Origin of the sequence: Pseudomonas pudica, assembly GCF_015680405.1 — a bacterium.
Taxonomy (GTDB): Bacteria; Pseudomonadota; Gammaproteobacteria; order Pseudomonadales; family Pseudomonadaceae; genus Aquipseudomonas; species Aquipseudomonas pudica.
Map to the genome: position 1 here is coordinate 13,619 of NZ_JADLJS010000055.1, position 14,100 is coordinate 27,718.

Genomic DNA, 14,100 nt, shown 5'->3' on the forward strand with positions numbered 1-14,100 from the left:
CGTAGGAGCAGCCTTGTGCTGCGAAGAGGCCGGTACAGGCAACAGATATGCATAATCAGTACGGGCCTCTTCGCAGCACAAGGCTGCTCCTACAGGGGGGGCGCGCAGTGCCAGGTGGCTGTTCCCGAAATGGGAGCTCTACTGCGCGCGCTGCACCTCGCACGCTTCCTGCGATGGCACACCGTAGGACACGTAATACGCCAACCCCACGAAGATTGCCCCACCCACCGCATTCCCAAGGAACACGGCCACCAGGTTCTCCACCAACTGCCCCCAGCTCAAGTACCCGGCAAAGATCGCTGCCGGAATCAGGAACATGTTGGCCACCACGTGCTGGAAACCGATGGCGACGAACGCCATGATCGGGAACCAGATGCCGAGAATCTTGCCGCTCATTTCACGGCTGGCATACGACAGCCACACTGCCAGGCACACCAGCCAGTTGCAGCCGATTCCGGACACGAAGGCGTGGAGGAAGTCGGCGTTGGTCTTGCTGGTCGCAGCCGCCAACATCTTGTTCAGGTAGGCCCCCTCGGTCAGGCCCAGCAGGTGACCGAAGCACCCGGCAACGAATAGTGCACCGAACAGGTTGGCGACGGTCACCAGCAGCCAGTTGCGCGCCACGGCGCCTGGGCCGATGCGCCGGGCGAACATCGCCAGGGGCAAGCTCATCATGTTGCCGGTGAGCAGTTCGCCACCGGCCAGGATCACCAGGATCAGGCCGATGGGAAATACCGCGGCGCCCAGCAGTGTGCCGAACGAGGCCCACTGTACCGGGATCATGGTGCTGACGTGGATAGCCAGGAGAAACCCCAGCGAAATGAATGCACCTGCGAGAAACCCCAGGACCAGCGTCGCATGGGTGGATAGATGGGCTTTTTTGACGCCGCTCTCGATGACGAGCTCGGTGATACGGGTGGGGCTGTTGACGGACATTTCGGAAACTCGAACACAGTGACGGCGATGCAACTGGCATGCACGCCGTGGTGGGGCTTGATCAGTACGGGGTAGGCTGCGCCGCTGGCGCAAAAGGTGCGACACCCACCTTCGGGCCAGCGGCGAAGAGGGCGGCAAGCTACATGAGGCAATTTGACGCGGTCAAATCGATGGAATGGATGAGCTGATAGACCGCGTCGATGAGGCCCGCAGGTCAGCGCGCGTAGATCAGCTTCCCGGCAAACCAGGTCTGCAGCACTTGGGTATCGCGCAGCGTTTCGGGATCGACGTCGAGCACGTCGCGGTCAACCACGATCATGTCGGCTTGCTTGCCAACCTTGAGCGAACCGATCTGCTGCTCCAGGCGCATGGCGCGGGCGGCGTTGAGGGTATAGGCCTGGAACATTACCTGGCGGTCGATGGCTTCAGCAGCGTTGAGCACACCTTTGGGCCCCTTGCGGCTGATGGCCTGGTAGATCGCCTGCCAAGGGTCCGGTGTGGTGATCGGCCAGTCGCTGGCGCCTGCAAGGGTGGCGCCATGCTTGAGCAGCGAACGGGCCGGGAAGGTGTGCATGAAGGCCATGGCGTTCACGTACGGCTTGACCAGCTCCATGTTCGATTGGTCGGCGCTGGCCCAGTACAGCTGCATTGCTGCAATCACGTCGAGCTGCTTGAAACGGGCGTATTCCGTGGGGTTGACCATCTGCAAGTGGGTGATGGAGTGGGGGATGCCGCTGTGGCGATCACGCCGTGCCTGCTCGATGCCGTTGAGCGCCTCGCGCACGGCGCGGTCGCCGATGGCGTGCACGTGCACCAGCCAGCCACGGGCGTCGGCGGCACTGACCAGCTCGCCAAAATGCTTCGGGTCCAGCAGCAGTTCGCCGTGCTTGCCGGAGTTGCTGTAGGGCTCGAGCATCGCCGCCGTTTGCGCTGGCGCTTCGGCAACGCCGTCGGCAAACACCTTTATGCCTGGCAGGGTTAGGTTGTGCACGCCGAGAAATTGCCGACGTACCTTGTCCAGTTCGTCCAGGTCGGCCGGGCGGGCCCTTGAATCGGCCATCAGCAGGGCGGCGACGTGGGCGGTCAGCTCGCCGCGCGCGGAGAGGTCCTTGTATACCGGCAACACGCCCAGCGAATGGTTGTTCACATCGGCCCCCGGTAGCTCGTTGGCCAGCGGGTCCATCCAGCCGGTGATGCCCAGCTGCTTGTAATGGTCAAGGGCCATGCGCCCCGCGCTCAGCAGGGTGGCATGGGGCAGCGCGGGCAGCAGGTCGGTCACCGGGTAGTAGCTGGCATCGGCGAGGAAACCGTTCGGTGTCCCGTCCGGGTGTTGGCCGATGGTGTTGCGCGCCTCGGCAGGCAGGGCTGCGATGGTATCGGCATCGATTGCGGCACGCTTGAGCATGGCCTGGTTGGCCCAGCCGGTGTGCATGTCGTTGGCGGCGAACAGGATCGGTTGTGCGGCCCATTGGCCGTGGTTGAAGCGCTGTTCCAGCGCCGGAATGTCGTTCCAGTAGGTGCCCGGTACACCACCTACGACAAGGAACTCGCCGCGCACGGCCTTGCCGTCGCTGCGCCACTGGCGCAGGCGCCGTTCCAGTTCGTCCAGGGCAACCTGCTCACCAGCGAGGTCGGCCAGCACCAGTTGCAGGCCACCCTTGATGGCATGCGAGTGGGCGTCGAGCATGCCTGGCATCAGTACCTTGCCGCCCAGGTCGATGACCCGGGTGCCTTCGGCCTTCAGGCGTAGCACGGCCTGGTTGGAGCCTACCGCGACGATTTTCTCGCCTTCGACGGCCACGGCCTGCTGCAAGGGTTGGCCGGGCTCGGCGGTGTAGACCTTTGCGTTGTGCAGGATCAGGTCCACGGCCGCGAAACCTGGCATGCAGGTGCAGGCCAGGCCGGCGCTGATTGCCATCTTCAGGAGCTGCTTCATGCTGTGCCTCGTTCTTGTCGTGATGACGCCGCAGACTAGCCAGGGGGCAAGTGCGGATAAAGGTGAGGGCAGGCACAACTTCTTTCGTGATGGGGAAAGAATCCAGCGCCCGTATTTGCCAGAATGCAAGCAGCGGACCTTGCCGTGCCTATTCAAGTCGCCGGCATTTGCGGGTTTGATAGGAGGGGCAGATACTCGCCACCCTCGCATCACCCACACCGTTTGTGCCGAACAGGAAGAAACCATGGACAAGATGATGGCCCTGACCATCTTCGTCGCTGCAGCCGAACACGGCAGCTTCAGCCGTGCGGCCGAGCAACTGGGCAAGACGCCGTCTGCCATCACCAAGGCTGTTGCGCACCTGGAGAGCGAACTGGGCGTGCGCCTGTTCGAACGTACCACCCGGCGCATGGCGCTGACCGAGGCCGGCACCTTGTACCTGGAAGGCGCGCGCCAGGCGTTGATGCACCTGCAGCGGGTGACCGAAGAGGTGGAGCAGTTGCAGCACGCGCTGCGCGGTACCCTGCGTATCACCGCGCCGCCGTCGTTCGGCCCCGCGTTTCTCAACCAGGTATGTTGCCGTTTCATGCGCGAGCACCCGCAAGTGCGCCTGGAGGTCAACCTCAACGATGCCAACGAAGACCTGATCGATGGCGGCTACGACCTGTCGCTGCGCGACGGCCCCACCGACCAGCCGGAGCTGATCGCCCAGCCGCTGATCGAGAACCGCGTGATCCTTTGCGCCAGCCCTGCCTACCTGGCCCGTCACGGCGAGGCGATCACTCTGGAGAACTATGCCCGGCACGACTGGCTGCTGTTGCGCCACCCGCTGCTCAACCGCAGTTTCTGGTGGATCGAACAAGGCGGCCAGACGCTGCGAGTGCGTCAGCCCACCCCTCGGCTGGTGAGCGACAACTTCGACTTCCTGCTGGCCTGCCTGCTCGATGGGCAGGGCTTGCAATTCGTACCCACCTGGTGTGCCGCCCCCTACCTGGCCAGCGGGCAACTGGTGGAGGTGATGCCCGGCTACTGGCGGGCGCTGAGCGCGTTCGGCCCCTGGGTGCACGTGCTGTACTTGCCGCACCGGCGCAATACCCGCAAGGTGCAGGCGTTCATTGCCTTGCTGCATGAGCACCTGCACGGGCAGGGCGCGCAGAGGCTGGCACGGGGCTGAGTTTTTCCATCGGGGCACAAAAGTTGTGCGGGTTGTGGCGATGATCGATTGGGGGATGCCTCGTTAGGCTAGCGGTGCTTGCCTACCACCGCGGCCTGTACCAGGAGTTCCCCGCCTTGAAGATCCACACCCATGTCAGCGACATCCGCAACCCCCTCGAGCGTGGCCATCAGATTGGTGCGCGCTTCGCCGAGCAGATCCGTACCACAACTGCACTGTATCTGGGCTTTTTCCCGCGGGTTGGCGTGCCCTTGAGTGAGGCGCAGCGTATCGGCGAAAACAGCTTGGCAGCCCTGGAAGCCTGGAGCCCGGGCCTGGCCGCTGAAGTGGCCGGCATGGCCAGCGGTGCCGAGCTGCCGCTGTGGCAGCTGGCGAGCCTGAACGCCCGCACCGAGGTACTGGCGGCCCGAACCCGCCACAGCGAATGCTCGACCACCGTGCATGCACCCCGTGGCGCGCGTGCGCCGCAGACCCTGCAGACCTGGGATTGGCATGACAGCCTGTGCCCCCATGGCCTGATGTTGGCGCTGCACACCGAGCGCGGCATGAACGTCAAGCTGTTCTGCGAGTTCGGCATGCTCGCCAAGCTTGGTGTGAACAGCGCGGGCCTCGGCCTGCACTTCAATATCCTCCACCACGCCAGTGACAACGACAGTGGTGGTGTGCCGGTGCACGCCATCGCCCGGCGCCTGCTGGAGGAGGCCAGCAGTGTCGAAGAGGCCATCGAGCTTGCCCGTTCGGCGCGGGTCAGTGCCTCTACCGTGTTGACAGTGTTCTCCCGCCAGGACCGCAGCCCGCGTGCGGCCAGCATCGAATTGAGCCCCGCGCGCACTGCCTTGGTCCTGCCACGGGAAGACGGCTGGCTGCTGCACACCAATCACTTCCTCGACCCACAGCTGAGCCTGGGCGAGCAGGTCGCCGACCATGCCGATACCCAATGCCGCCTGGGCCACCTCGAGCAGGTGGTCGGCCAGATGGCCAGCCCTGACCTGCGTGCCCGGGCCGAGGCCATGTGCGGCGCCGAGGGCGACAAGGCGCCGATCTGCTTCCACCCGGACATGGCCATGCCCGATACCGAACGCTGGGAAACCTTGCTCAGCGTCGGCATCGACACCGAACGCTGTGCCCTGCAGTACGTGGCCGGCACGCCCGTGCAACTGGCCAAGGCCGGCTTCGACACTTTCTGAGCCAACCCGGTGCTGCCAGCTCAAGGCGGCGCCGCTGAACGAGAACAACAACAATGCATGCGCAACATTTCCGCCCTGTGTCATCCCGTTCCGCCTTGCGAACCTTCTGCGTCTCCGGACTGGGGACGGCGCTGGAATTCTACGACTTCATCATCTACGGCACTGCCGCCGCACTGGTGTTTCCCCAGGTGTTCTTCCCGCAGATGGACCACCTGACAGCCACGCTGGTGGCCTTCAGCGCTTTCGGTGCGGGCTTTCTTGCCCGACCGTTGGGTGGTCTGGTGTTCGGCCACTTCGGCGACCGCATCGGCCGGCAGAAGGTACTGGTTGCCACCTTGCTGCTGATGGGCATGAGCACCTTCCTCATCGGCTGCCTGCCCGGGCATGCCAGCGTCGGCGTGGCCGCGCCGATCCTGCTGGTGCTGCTGCGCCTGGTCCAGGGCTTTGCGGCAGGCGGGGAGTGGGGCGGCGCCGCGCTGTTCGGCATCGAGTCTGCGCCACCGGGGCGGCGCGGTCTGTGGGGTAGTTTCACAAGCATGGGCATCGGCGTGGGTGGCATCCTCGGGGCTGGGGTGTTCGCCATCGTCAGCGCGGCCTTCGACGACAACCTGGTCGATTTCGCCTGGCGCATCCCGTTCTGGCTGGGCGGCACCCTGGTGCTGATCGGCCTGTACGCGCGCCTGAAGGCACCGGCAGCGGCCACCACGCCCGTGACCAAATCTGTACATGCGCCGTTGGCCGCGGCCCTGCGCCAACGTCCGCGGCAGCTGATGCTGTGCACCGGGATCGCCTTCGGTTACTGCACCATCGCCTACATAGGCAGCACCTTCTTCCTGACTTACGCCACGCAGGTGGGCTTCGGCAGTACCGAGGCGTTGATGTTCGATTTGGCACTTTCGGTCGCTATCGTGCTGTCGGCGCCGTTGTTCGGCTACCTGTCGGACCGTTTGGGGCGGCGTACGGTAATGGGGTTCGGCGCAGTGGCCATGGCTCTGGGGCTGTTCGTGTTCTTTTCTCTGGTGGGCATGAAGAGCTTCGCCATCGCCTTGTGCGCCTACAGCCTGACTGGCCTGCTGATGGGCGCGACCCAAGGGCCTATCCCAGCCTTCCTAGGCGAGCAGTTCCCGCGCAGCATGCGCTATTCGGGTATCTCGGCCAGCTACCAGATCGGCGCCGCGCTGGGCGGCGGTACCGCGTCGAGCATCGCTACGGCAATCCTGATCCTCACCAACCAGGACCCACTGGGCGTGGCGCTGTATGGCGCGGGAGCCCTGGCACTGGTTGCGGTGTGTTCGCTCATGCTGCGCGAGACATCGCGGTTGAGCATGGCGCAGATCGATGAGGAGGCGCCGGCCGGAGCGCGTGGTGTCCTGCAACGCGATAACTGCGAGACAGCGGGATAGAGCATTCAAAGACATCTACCAAGTTTGGATCCAGTTGTTGGTAAAACTTTCCATTCGGTCAAGTTGCAATAACTTAGCAAACTAACTAACTTTATTTAGTGTACCGCCTGTCGGTCGTTTTGCTCGAGAAATGAACGATTTGGACGACGCTGACTCCTATTTGCCAGCAGGTGCCTTCAATGTGATTGCACCTCGCGCCTTTCCCCCAGAACTTATGGACGTTCAACCTCATCGGCATCGCAGGGATGCTCATGGGGCTTTTTTTTTCGAATAGTGGAGCAATGCCATGACCAACCGAGGCTCTTCGGGTGAGCCACTGTGTGTATTGAATAACAATCTGCTTTTTCATTTAACGATTCGAATTTGGCTTTGCCGCTGCGATTAAATCGTTCGCACGCCTATTGCAAAGTCATCTAGCGCTAACGCATTACGTGGAGAAAACGTCGTGGAGATTAATACAATTATTAGCCTGTTCGGGCAGAAAGAATCCATGGAGCTGGTGCGGTTGTCGGTGATTTACGTTCATTTGCTGGCCTGTTGCATTGCCATCGGCCTGGTGTTCGCCAGTGACGCCGAGATGGTCAGGAACTTGTTGAAAGGTCATAAAGAGGCCGGGCATGACAGTAAGCATATGACGAGCTTGCAGAAGTCCGTGGCCAATGCCCTGATATTCTTGTGGCTCACGGGCGCCGCAGTGATTGGAATTGACTACCTTGATAAAGGTATGAACTATTTTGCCAATCCGAAACTTCAAGCGAAGGTCATTATTGTCATGCTGCTGACCTTCAACGGCATGTTGTTGCATCGTTATGTATTGCCTGCCTTGCTCAAGGCGGGCAACTTGCTGGACCTTAATTTTGGCGTGCGGATGTTCGCGCTTTTCTCCGGCGCACTGTCGGGTGTGTCCTGGCTGTATGCGGCGATGCTGGGCGTTGGCCGGCCACTGGCCTGGAAATACTCGCTGACCGAGTTGCTGCTGGCCTATCCGGTACTGATCCTGCTTGGCTTTGTCATGATGGCTGCCCTGACCCAGTGGGCACGCAACCGTAGCCAGGCCGAACCGGTCCCGGCGCCTGTCTGGCGATTGGCAGGCATTCCTACCTGATTGCCTGAATTACGCTTCAATTGCGCCGCGAACCGGGAAACGTGGTTCGCGGCGAGCTCGTTTCATGCGCAGCGTCCGGGCGGTTCGCCTGGCGGCTCCCACACCGAATGCGGCGGGCTTGCGGGCGGAGTTCACTGCTCGACAGCGCAGTGAGGAAGGGCTGGGTGATCTCCAGGACGCGCCAAACGAGCGATATCTGTTGCTCTGCGCGACAGTAGTACACCCACCCGAAATCTTCACAGTACGCAAGACTTGCAAAAGCCCTGTGGGAGCGGGCTTGCCCGCGAAAGGGCCGGAACAGGCAGTCGAGAAAGTTCAGGAGTTCAATAATGGCCATACATGGCATGCCCGTGTCGTTGAATTTGAACGTCGCGCCTGGGGAGGGCTCTTAAATGCAAAGGACATTGTGAGGGCTCCCTTATGAGCATTGAACGCAGCATCCCCGAGCTCGAGGCCTGGTACGCCCAGTACGACGACATCAGTTACCGCCGTGAGTCGCCGGATGCCTACCACCATGAACTGCTGCGCACCGCCGAGGCCCTGCGTGACGATGGCGCGATCGATTGGGACGACTGGCTGGCACTCAAGGCATTGGCTGATGACGCCCATGTGCGCGCCCTGGAAGATGCCGTGCAGGCCCATGTCAGCGACCCCGACGCATGAAAGCGCTGAAGATTGCCACGTTCAACATCAACGGCATTCGTAGCCGGCTGCCGGCACTGCTGGCCTGGCTGGAGCGGGAGAAGCCCGACATTGCCTGCCTGCAGGAGCTCAAGGCGGCGGATCAGCAGTTTCCTCGCCAGGCGCTCGAAGCGGCGGGTTATGGTTGCCTCTACCAAGGGCAGCCTTCGTGGAACGGCGTGGCCATTCTGGCGCGGGGCAGCGAACCGCTGGAAGTACGTCGTGGCCTGCCCGGCATGGAGGACGACAACCAGAGCCGCTACCTCGAGGCAGCGGTGCAGGGAGTGCTGGTTGCATGCCTGTATCTGCCGAACGGCAACCCGCAGCCGGGGCCGAAATTCGATTACAAGCTCCGCTGGTTCGAAAGCCTGATCGCCCATGTGAAAGGGCTGCATGACAGTGACCATCCCACGCTGCTGGCGGGTGATTTCAATGTGGTGCCTACCGACATGGATATCTACAACACGCGCTCCTGGATGAAGGACGCGCTGCTGCAGCCCGAATCACGCGCGTGCTACCAGAAACTGCTTCAGCAAGGTTGGGTCGACGCCATCCGCCATCTGTATCCGGACGAACGCATCTATACCTTTTGGGATTACTTCCGCAACCACTGGGCCCGCAATGCCGGGTTACGTATCGACCACCTGCTGCTCAACCCCGAACTCGCGCCTTACCTGAAGCAAGCAGGCGTCGATGCCTGGGTGCGTAACGAACCCAAGGCCAGCGACCATGCACCAGTGTGGATCGAGCTGAGCACGCGTCGTCGGCCGTAGGGCAGTTCGAGCGAACCTTCAACTACCGGAACTACCGCTGGAGCCCGAACCACCGGAGCCTCCGGTCCCGTTGCCGCGTTCCGATCCATTGCTGTCACTACCCGATCGGTCGGTAGTGCCATCGCCACCGGTATTGTCAGTATCATTGCTATCGGTGCCGCCAGAGCCCGTGCCCATGGCATCCGCAGGCGTGCCGGAACCAGTCGCTCCACCTTGGCCGTTCATATGCCCGCTGTCATGCGGTTGCGTGCCAGGGGCACGCTGATCGTTCAGGTCGGTGGCTGCAAACACCACAGGTGCGCTGGCCCCCAGGCACAGTGCGAGCAGTAACGAATGAGGCTTCAATATCTTCATGGCGATGCTCCTTTGCAGATGGGTCACCTTCTGTTCGGCCAGCATCGTCCGCGACCGTGCCGTTTATTCGACGGAATGCATGGGGCGCTGAAATGCACCGCGGTGGGTTATCCCACGTGAATGCTTTGAGGCCCGCGCTTCGATTCCTCTGGCAAGGCCGTGACCTTGATCGCGCGTACCGGTACGGCGAACTTGGCACCAACCTTCGAGAAGCGCTCGAGCAGGTGGAAATTGATCGCTTGCTGGATGTCCATGTACAGGTTGTAGCCGGGGTCCTTGACGATGTACACGCACTCGAATTCCAGCGCTTCCTTGCCGAAGCCGCGCAGGTGGGCACGGTCGAAGCGCACCTGCTGCTGTGCCTTGATCGCTTCCTCGACGATAGCGGGTGCTTTCTTCACGGCCTCGGTTGGCGTGTCGTAGGACAGGCCGAACTCGAACACGATTCGTCGTTCCTGCAGGCGCTTGTAGTTCTGGATGGTGCTGCTGATCATGCTGGCGTTGGCCATGACGATCTGCTCGCCGCCCAGGCTGCGGATGCGTGTGGTCTTCAGCCCCACGTGTTCCACCGTGCCGGCCAGGGGGCCGATGACGATGAAGTCGCCCACCTCGAACGGCTTGTCCACGGCGATGGATAGCGAGGCGAACAGGTCGCCGAGGATGTTCTGCACGGCCAGTGCAACAGCGATACCGCCTACCCCCAGACTGGCGACGAAGGCGGTGATGTTCACGCCCAGGTTGGAGAGCATCGCCAGCAGCACCACTGACCACAACAATACGCGCGCGCCCCATGCCGACAGCGTGGCCAGCGCGCTGCCCTGGTTCAACCCGTCGGTGCGATGCCGGGCGAAGTAGCGACTCAGGCCAAGGCCGATGGCGCGGTTGGCCCATAGCCCTATCTGCAATGCCGCGACCACGAACCACAGGCTACCAACCCGGGTCAGCCAGCGCTCGGGCAGGTCGAGCATGCTCAGGCCCACCAGCAGCGAGGCAAGGAACAGCAGAAAGTTGCTGGTTCCGGCAAGCACCTTGGCCAGTACGTGGCTGAGCGCGCCGTCGTGCTCGGACCAGCGCCTGACCCGATGCAGCATGAAACTGATGGCCGCCCGCGCCACGAGGAATGTCAGCACGGCTACCGTCAGCGCCAGCAACAGGTTGAGAACGGAAACTCCAAACAGTGTGGTATCGGTGAACAAGGCGATGATGCGATCACTCATGAGACATTTGCCTCCTTGCGTGGGACCGGGTGACTGGGGGAGCGGCATTGCCGGTGAAGCAGGCAATGCCGCTGGATCGGTGAGCCTCAGCCGTCGGACTGCTCCTCTGGCGGCACCTGGCCTTCGGGCCAGTCGGGTGCTTCCTGCTCCTGCTCCTGTTCAGGCACGGGCTCGCCTGGGTTGTGTGGTACGTCGTCCACGTAAGGGTCGGGGTGGTTGGGTTCGATCATGGTCTGGTTCCTCGCTGTCGGGCTATCAGGCATGTGTTCAGGCGTTCAGCCGGATTCCACTGCGGTGTTTTTCTTCCAGCCCCGCAGGTTCATGGCGCACAGGCAACCCTGCAGGATGATCAGCGCCCAGGCCTGCGCCTGCCACCCCCACACGGCCCACAGTACATTGCTGCCAATGAAGCAGCAGAAGCCCAGCTTGCGCCGGCCTGGGCGCCGTGAGCCGATGCACCAGGCGGCAAGTACCGTCAGGGCCATGGCGGGCCATTCAAGAAAGTCGATCCAGGCCTCCATCACGCGGCACGCTGTTCGCCTTTGAGCAGTTTCTTCTGCGCCTCCATGGCCTGGCCGAGCTCATCCAGCTGCTGCTTGCCCAGCAGCTTGCGGGCCGTCGGGAACAGCTCGCTTTCTTCTTCCTCGATATGGTGTTCCAGCAGCTCCTTCATCACCTTGACCCGCCCGGCAAACTCGACGGTGCCGGTCTCGGTTTGCAGCAGGTCCGGCAGCACCAGCGAATCTACGGTGCGGTGCTCTTCCTTGGCTTCGTAATACATCTTCGCTTCTTCCTTGCCGCCGGCCTGCTTGATGGCCGGATACAGGATTTCTTCTTCCAGAGCGGTGTGGATTGTCACTTCCTGCTTGATGCGTTCAAGCAACTCGGCGCGTTTCTTCACCGCGCGCTCGGTGGTGGAGGAGAGTTCCTCCAGCAGCTTCTTCACCAGCTCATGGTCCTGGATCAACAATTCGATAGCGTTCATGCAACACCTCTTCGGGGTTGGAAAAATCACGATTGCCTTCGATGGAGTAGGGGGCGGGCGCCAAGGTTCAAAGCGGATGATCAACGTACCGGTGTGTGGGAGGCCAGCCGCACGAGGTCCCGCGCAGGTTGCACCGGCCGGGCAGGGTCATTCCTGCGCAATGATCGAGATCTTGCCGTTGCGCTCGACGATGGCGAACTTGATCTGCTCGACGCTTTCGATTCCCTGGCTGTCCCGAGCCGATTCGAGAATGTCGTCCTCGGTCAGCCGCGCCCGCCGCATTCGGTGGTGGAGAAAGCGACCTCGATCCACGACCAGTGTCGCGTGGCCATCGACCAGCCGGGCCAGGCGCCTGGAATTGAGCTTGGCCAGCGACAGGCCGACATCCAGGACGATCAGCGTGGCGATCACCAGCATGGCGTTGGTGAACGAGAAGTCCTCGCCGAGCAATGCCTGCTGGGTTGCTTCGCCGATGATCAGCAGCAGGACGAAGTCGAAGGTGGTGAGGTCTGCCAGCGAGCGCCTGCCAGCCACGCGAAACAGCAGCATCAGCGCGATGTACATGCCTGTCGCACGAAGAATGGAGTCCATGGCGCGCTCCTACGGGTAGAGGAAGGTCGAGAAGTGCACTGTGCTGTCCGGGCCCGCGCTGACAACACCGTCGAGAGTACCGACGTATTCGCTGCGCAGGGTCAGGTAGAGGGTGGCGATGCCCTCTTTGCTGGTGCCGAGCTGGAGCAGCAGCGACCTGCCATGGGAACGCGACACTTGCGGCTCTGGCTGCAGCGTTTCGATACTGGCTTCGCGAAGGAGGGTCCCCCCGAGCAGCAGCATCACAGGCTCCCCGGCAGTACCGCGAACCGTGATGCGCAGGTTGTCGGTGGTGCCTGTGCGGCTGAGGCGCTGATACTCCACATGCACCCGGCCGTCCTCGCTCGTGACCTGCGCGTCACTGAGCGGACCATTGCCGAACACCCCGGCCAGGGCCAGCAGCACGACCAGCACCAGGGCATACCATCCCACCCGTTCGAAACGCCAGACCCGCTGCTGCATCCGCATGTCTTCCTCGACGGGGTGGCGCCTTGAAACCAACTCCTCTTCGTCCATGCCCGTAGCCCCCTCAGGTAACCCCTCAGGCGCGCTCACCACGCAGCCAGCGTTGGTGGTAATGCGCCAGGTGCGACAACCCGTAGAGCGCGCCCTGGCGGATTACCTCCGCGCGTTCGCCGAAAAAGCGCTGGCTACGCGTGAACACCGCCAAGGGCTCGCCGGCGAACGCCCAGGCAAAGCACACGGTGCCTGGGGCGATGGCATCCTGCGGCTCCGGCCCGGCGACACCCGTGCTTGCAATGGCAACGGTGGCATCGCTGTCTTTCAATGCGCCGAGCGCCATCTCCCAGGCTACCGCCTCACTGGTCAGGCCGTAGCGTTCGATGGTTTGTGGGCTGACGCCGAGCAGGCGCTTTTTGGCACTTGGCGAGTACACCACGTAGCCGCTTTCCAGTACCTCGCCGGTTCCCGGCACTGCTGCCAGCAGCGCAACCATGGCACCGGCAGTGCAGGACTCTGCCGTGGTCAGCACCAGTTTGTGGACCTTGAGGTAATCAAGGGCCTCGAGTACGGGGTCGGTCGCCATGGCGGTCACTCGTGCGTTGTTTTGTGGTGGACGTGTTTCCTGCGGGATTGGTTCATTGCGTGTGTACCACCCATCAACGGCGGGTAAAGCTTCCTGAACTTTGTTCCGCTTGCTGGCTTCCTCTTGGTAGGAGGTGGTGGCGCGGACCACGCGCTGCTGCTGGAACAAGCAGAGGAGAAGCGATCATGACCGAGCCTGTGACGTATTTCTGGATCGCTGTGGCGGCGATCATTGTGTTGCTCGATCTGTGGGCCATCGTCAGTGTTTTCCGCAGTGACAAGAGCGATGTGACGAAAGCGATGTGGGCACTGTTGCTGTTGGCGCTGCCCATTGTCGGCCTGGCTATCTGGGGCGTGCTTGGGCCGCGTGGAATCAAACGCGGTACCGGGCCGTCTTCGCCTGAACACAGCAAGGGGTAGGAGGGGGAGATGAAGAAAGAATCGGATGCACCTCGCAGCGGAACCCAAGGTGAAGAGGAACGGGACAATGATGCGCAGCGTCCTGATGGGTCAACCGGCACGTCCCATGATTCCACTGCACAGAAAGCAGCTCGTGATGAAACGCAACGCAAGCGTTGAGCGGGCCGGCTTTAAGAAATGAATTCGCAAGCGGTCCGCGTATCCTGTGGGAGCGGGGTTTTCGGCGACCAAAACAAACCGGGGGAATTGACCCGGGGCGCGGGTTTTGCGGGGGAAACCCCCCGCCCCGGGGCC

The 14,100-nt window shown here is 62.4% G+C and carries 18 protein-coding genes; 8 read left to right on the top strand and 10 right to left on the bottom strand.

Translation table 11 applies throughout. The annotated features are described in order from the left end of the window. Positions 1-138: 138 nt before the first annotated feature. Together IRZ77_RS24010 and IRZ77_RS24015 are read right to left on the bottom strand one after the other, a co-directional pair. Positions 139-936: a formate/nitrite transporter family protein gene (locus IRZ77_RS24010; RefSeq protein ID WP_108479829.1), complete on the bottom strand. Its 798-nt coding sequence runs from the start codon at positions 934-936 to the stop codon at positions 139-141. A 214-nt stretch (positions 937-1,150) separates the two neighbouring features. After that, on the bottom strand, positions 1,151-2,872 hold the full coding sequence (locus IRZ77_RS24015; protein WP_085598377.1) for an amidohydrolase: 1,722 nt from the start codon (positions 2,870-2,872) through the stop codon (positions 1,151-1,153). 244 nt (positions 2,873-3,116) lie between these two features. Between IRZ77_RS24015 and IRZ77_RS24020 the strand changes: the two genes are divergently transcribed. The 6 genes from IRZ77_RS24020 (at position 3,117) to xth (ending at position 9,195) form a co-directional block, all read left to right on the top strand. Continuing rightward, positions 3,117-4,046 carry a LysR family transcriptional regulator gene (locus IRZ77_RS24020; protein ID WP_135002357.1) on the top strand — a complete coding sequence of 310 codons (930 nt, stop codon included), beginning with the start codon at positions 3,117-3,119 and terminating at the stop codon, positions 4,044-4,046. A gap of 116 nt (positions 4,047-4,162) precedes the next feature. Then, complete coding sequence (locus tag IRZ77_RS24025; RefSeq protein WP_046614086.1) at positions 4,163-5,233, top strand: C45 family autoproteolytic acyltransferase/hydolase; 1,071 nt, start codon at positions 4,163-4,165, stop codon at positions 5,231-5,233. 53 nt (positions 5,234-5,286) lie between these two features. Further along, on the top strand, positions 5,287-6,636 hold the full coding sequence (locus IRZ77_RS24030) for an MFS transporter (RefSeq protein WP_196174530.1): 1,350 nt from the start codon (positions 5,287-5,289) through the stop codon (positions 6,634-6,636). A gap of 490 nt (positions 6,637-7,126) precedes the next feature. Beyond that, the gene (locus IRZ77_RS24035) at positions 7,127-7,741 is read left to right on the top strand and encodes a hypothetical protein (RefSeq protein WP_046613850.1); all 615 of its coding nucleotides are present in this window, start codon (positions 7,127-7,129) and stop codon (positions 7,739-7,741) included. A gap of 420 nt (positions 7,742-8,161) precedes the next feature. Further along, positions 8,162-8,404, top strand: coding sequence for a hypothetical protein (locus IRZ77_RS24040; protein ID WP_003257678.1), 243 nt, complete (start codon positions 8,162-8,164; stop codon positions 8,402-8,404). Continuing rightward, positions 8,401-9,195: an exodeoxyribonuclease III gene (gene xth, locus IRZ77_RS24045; RefSeq protein ID WP_196174531.1), complete on the top strand. Its 795-nt coding sequence runs from the start codon at positions 8,401-8,403 to the stop codon at positions 9,193-9,195. Before IRZ77_RS24040 ends, xth begins: the two co-directional genes overlap by 4 nt. A gap of 18 nt (positions 9,196-9,213) precedes the next feature. On the opposite strand, the gene IRZ77_RS24050 is transcribed toward xth, so the two are convergent. The 8 genes from IRZ77_RS24050 to IRZ77_RS24085 form a co-directional block, all read right to left on the bottom strand. Continuing rightward, positions 9,214-9,549 carry a hypothetical protein gene (locus tag IRZ77_RS24050; RefSeq protein WP_196174532.1) on the bottom strand — a complete coding sequence of 112 codons (336 nt, stop codon included), beginning with the start codon at positions 9,547-9,549 and terminating at the stop codon, positions 9,214-9,216. Between the two features lie 107 nt (positions 9,550-9,656). Next, a complete protein-coding gene (locus IRZ77_RS24055; RefSeq protein WP_046613848.1) occupies positions 9,657-10,766 on the bottom strand; it encodes a mechanosensitive ion channel family protein in 1,110 nt (369 codons plus the stop codon). Between the two features lie 86 nt (positions 10,767-10,852). Continuing rightward, on the bottom strand, positions 10,853-10,996 hold the full coding sequence (locus tag IRZ77_RS24060; RefSeq protein WP_153671047.1) for a hypothetical protein: 144 nt from the start codon (positions 10,994-10,996) through the stop codon (positions 10,853-10,855). 45 nt (positions 10,997-11,041) lie between these two features. Next, positions 11,042-11,287, bottom strand: coding sequence for a hypothetical protein (locus IRZ77_RS24065; protein ID WP_046613847.1), 246 nt, complete (start codon positions 11,285-11,287; stop codon positions 11,042-11,044). Then, positions 11,287-11,751: a hemerythrin domain-containing protein gene (locus IRZ77_RS24070; RefSeq protein WP_046613846.1), complete on the bottom strand. Its 465-nt coding sequence runs from the start codon at positions 11,749-11,751 to the stop codon at positions 11,287-11,289. The genes IRZ77_RS24065 and IRZ77_RS24070 overlap by 1 nt, the downstream gene beginning before the upstream one ends. 147 nt (positions 11,752-11,898) lie before the next feature. Continuing rightward, positions 11,899-12,342, bottom strand: coding sequence for a DUF421 domain-containing protein (locus IRZ77_RS24075; protein ID WP_046613845.1), 444 nt, complete (start codon positions 12,340-12,342; stop codon positions 11,899-11,901). 9 nt (positions 12,343-12,351) lie between these two features. Then, on the bottom strand, positions 12,352-12,858 hold the full coding sequence (locus IRZ77_RS24080; protein WP_046613844.1) for a hypothetical protein: 507 nt from the start codon (positions 12,856-12,858) through the stop codon (positions 12,352-12,354). 25 nt (positions 12,859-12,883) lie between these two features. Beyond that, the gene (locus IRZ77_RS24085) at positions 12,884-13,387 is read right to left on the bottom strand and encodes a CinA family protein (RefSeq protein ID WP_046613843.1); all 504 of its coding nucleotides are present in this window, start codon (positions 13,385-13,387) and stop codon (positions 12,884-12,886) included. 185 nt (positions 13,388-13,572) lie between these two features. Between IRZ77_RS24085 and IRZ77_RS24090 the strand changes: the two genes are divergently transcribed. Then, positions 13,573-13,806 carry a PLDc N-terminal domain-containing protein gene (locus IRZ77_RS24090; protein WP_004376302.1) on the top strand — a complete coding sequence of 78 codons (234 nt, stop codon included), beginning with the start codon at positions 13,573-13,575 and terminating at the stop codon, positions 13,804-13,806. A 9-nt stretch (positions 13,807-13,815) separates the two neighbouring features. Further along, positions 13,816-13,965, top strand: a complete 150-nt coding sequence (locus IRZ77_RS24095; RefSeq protein ID WP_173015104.1) for a hypothetical protein — start codon at positions 13,816-13,818, stop codon at positions 13,963-13,965. Positions 13,966-14,100 lie beyond the last annotated feature (135 nt).

Excerpts from the sequence above, each read along its gene's own strand:
- IRZ77_RS24010 (WP_108479829.1), bottom strand. The coding sequence starts at position 936 with ATGTCCGTCAACAGCCCCACCCGTATCACCGAGCTCGTCATCGAGAGC.
- IRZ77_RS24015 (WP_085598377.1), bottom strand. The coding sequence starts at position 2,872 with ATGAAGCAGCTCCTGAAGATGGCAATCAGCGCCGGCCTGGCCTGCACC.
- IRZ77_RS24020 (WP_135002357.1), top strand. The coding sequence starts at position 3,117 with ATGGACAAGATGATGGCCCTGACCATCTTCGTCGCTGCAGCCGAACAC.
- IRZ77_RS24030 (WP_196174530.1), top strand. The coding sequence starts at position 5,287 with ATGCATGCGCAACATTTCCGCCCTGTGTCATCCCGTTCCGCCTTGCGA.
- IRZ77_RS24035 (WP_046613850.1), top strand. The coding sequence starts at position 7,127 with ATGGAGCTGGTGCGGTTGTCGGTGATTTACGTTCATTTGCTGGCCTGT.
- IRZ77_RS24040 (WP_003257678.1), top strand. The coding sequence starts at position 8,162 with ATGAGCATTGAACGCAGCATCCCCGAGCTCGAGGCCTGGTACGCCCAG.
- xth (WP_196174531.1), top strand. The coding sequence starts at position 8,401 with ATGAAAGCGCTGAAGATTGCCACGTTCAACATCAACGGCATTCGTAGC.
- IRZ77_RS24050 (WP_196174532.1), bottom strand. The coding sequence starts at position 9,549 with ATGAAGATATTGAAGCCTCATTCGTTACTGCTCGCACTGTGCCTGGGG.
- IRZ77_RS24055 (WP_046613848.1), bottom strand. The coding sequence starts at position 10,766 with ATGAGTGATCGCATCATCGCCTTGTTCACCGATACCACACTGTTTGGA.
- IRZ77_RS24060 (WP_153671047.1), bottom strand. The coding sequence starts at position 10,996 with ATGATCGAACCCAACCACCCCGACCCTTACGTGGACGACGTACCACAC.
- IRZ77_RS24065 (WP_046613847.1), bottom strand. The coding sequence starts at position 11,287 with ATGGAGGCCTGGATCGACTTTCTTGAATGGCCCGCCATGGCCCTGACG.
- IRZ77_RS24070 (WP_046613846.1), bottom strand. The coding sequence starts at position 11,751 with ATGAACGCTATCGAATTGTTGATCCAGGACCATGAGCTGGTGAAGAAG.
- IRZ77_RS24075 (WP_046613845.1), bottom strand. The coding sequence starts at position 12,342 with ATGGACTCCATTCTTCGTGCGACAGGCATGTACATCGCGCTGATGCTG.
- IRZ77_RS24080 (WP_046613844.1), bottom strand. The coding sequence starts at position 12,858 with ATGGACGAAGAGGAGTTGGTTTCAAGGCGCCACCCCGTCGAGGAAGAC.
- IRZ77_RS24085 (WP_046613843.1), bottom strand. The coding sequence starts at position 13,387 with ATGGCGACCGACCCCGTACTCGAGGCCCTTGATTACCTCAAGGTCCAC.
- IRZ77_RS24090 (WP_004376302.1), top strand. The coding sequence starts at position 13,573 with ATGACCGAGCCTGTGACGTATTTCTGGATCGCTGTGGCGGCGATCATT.
- IRZ77_RS24095 (WP_173015104.1), top strand. The coding sequence starts at position 13,816 with ATGAAGAAAGAATCGGATGCACCTCGCAGCGGAACCCAAGGTGAAGAG.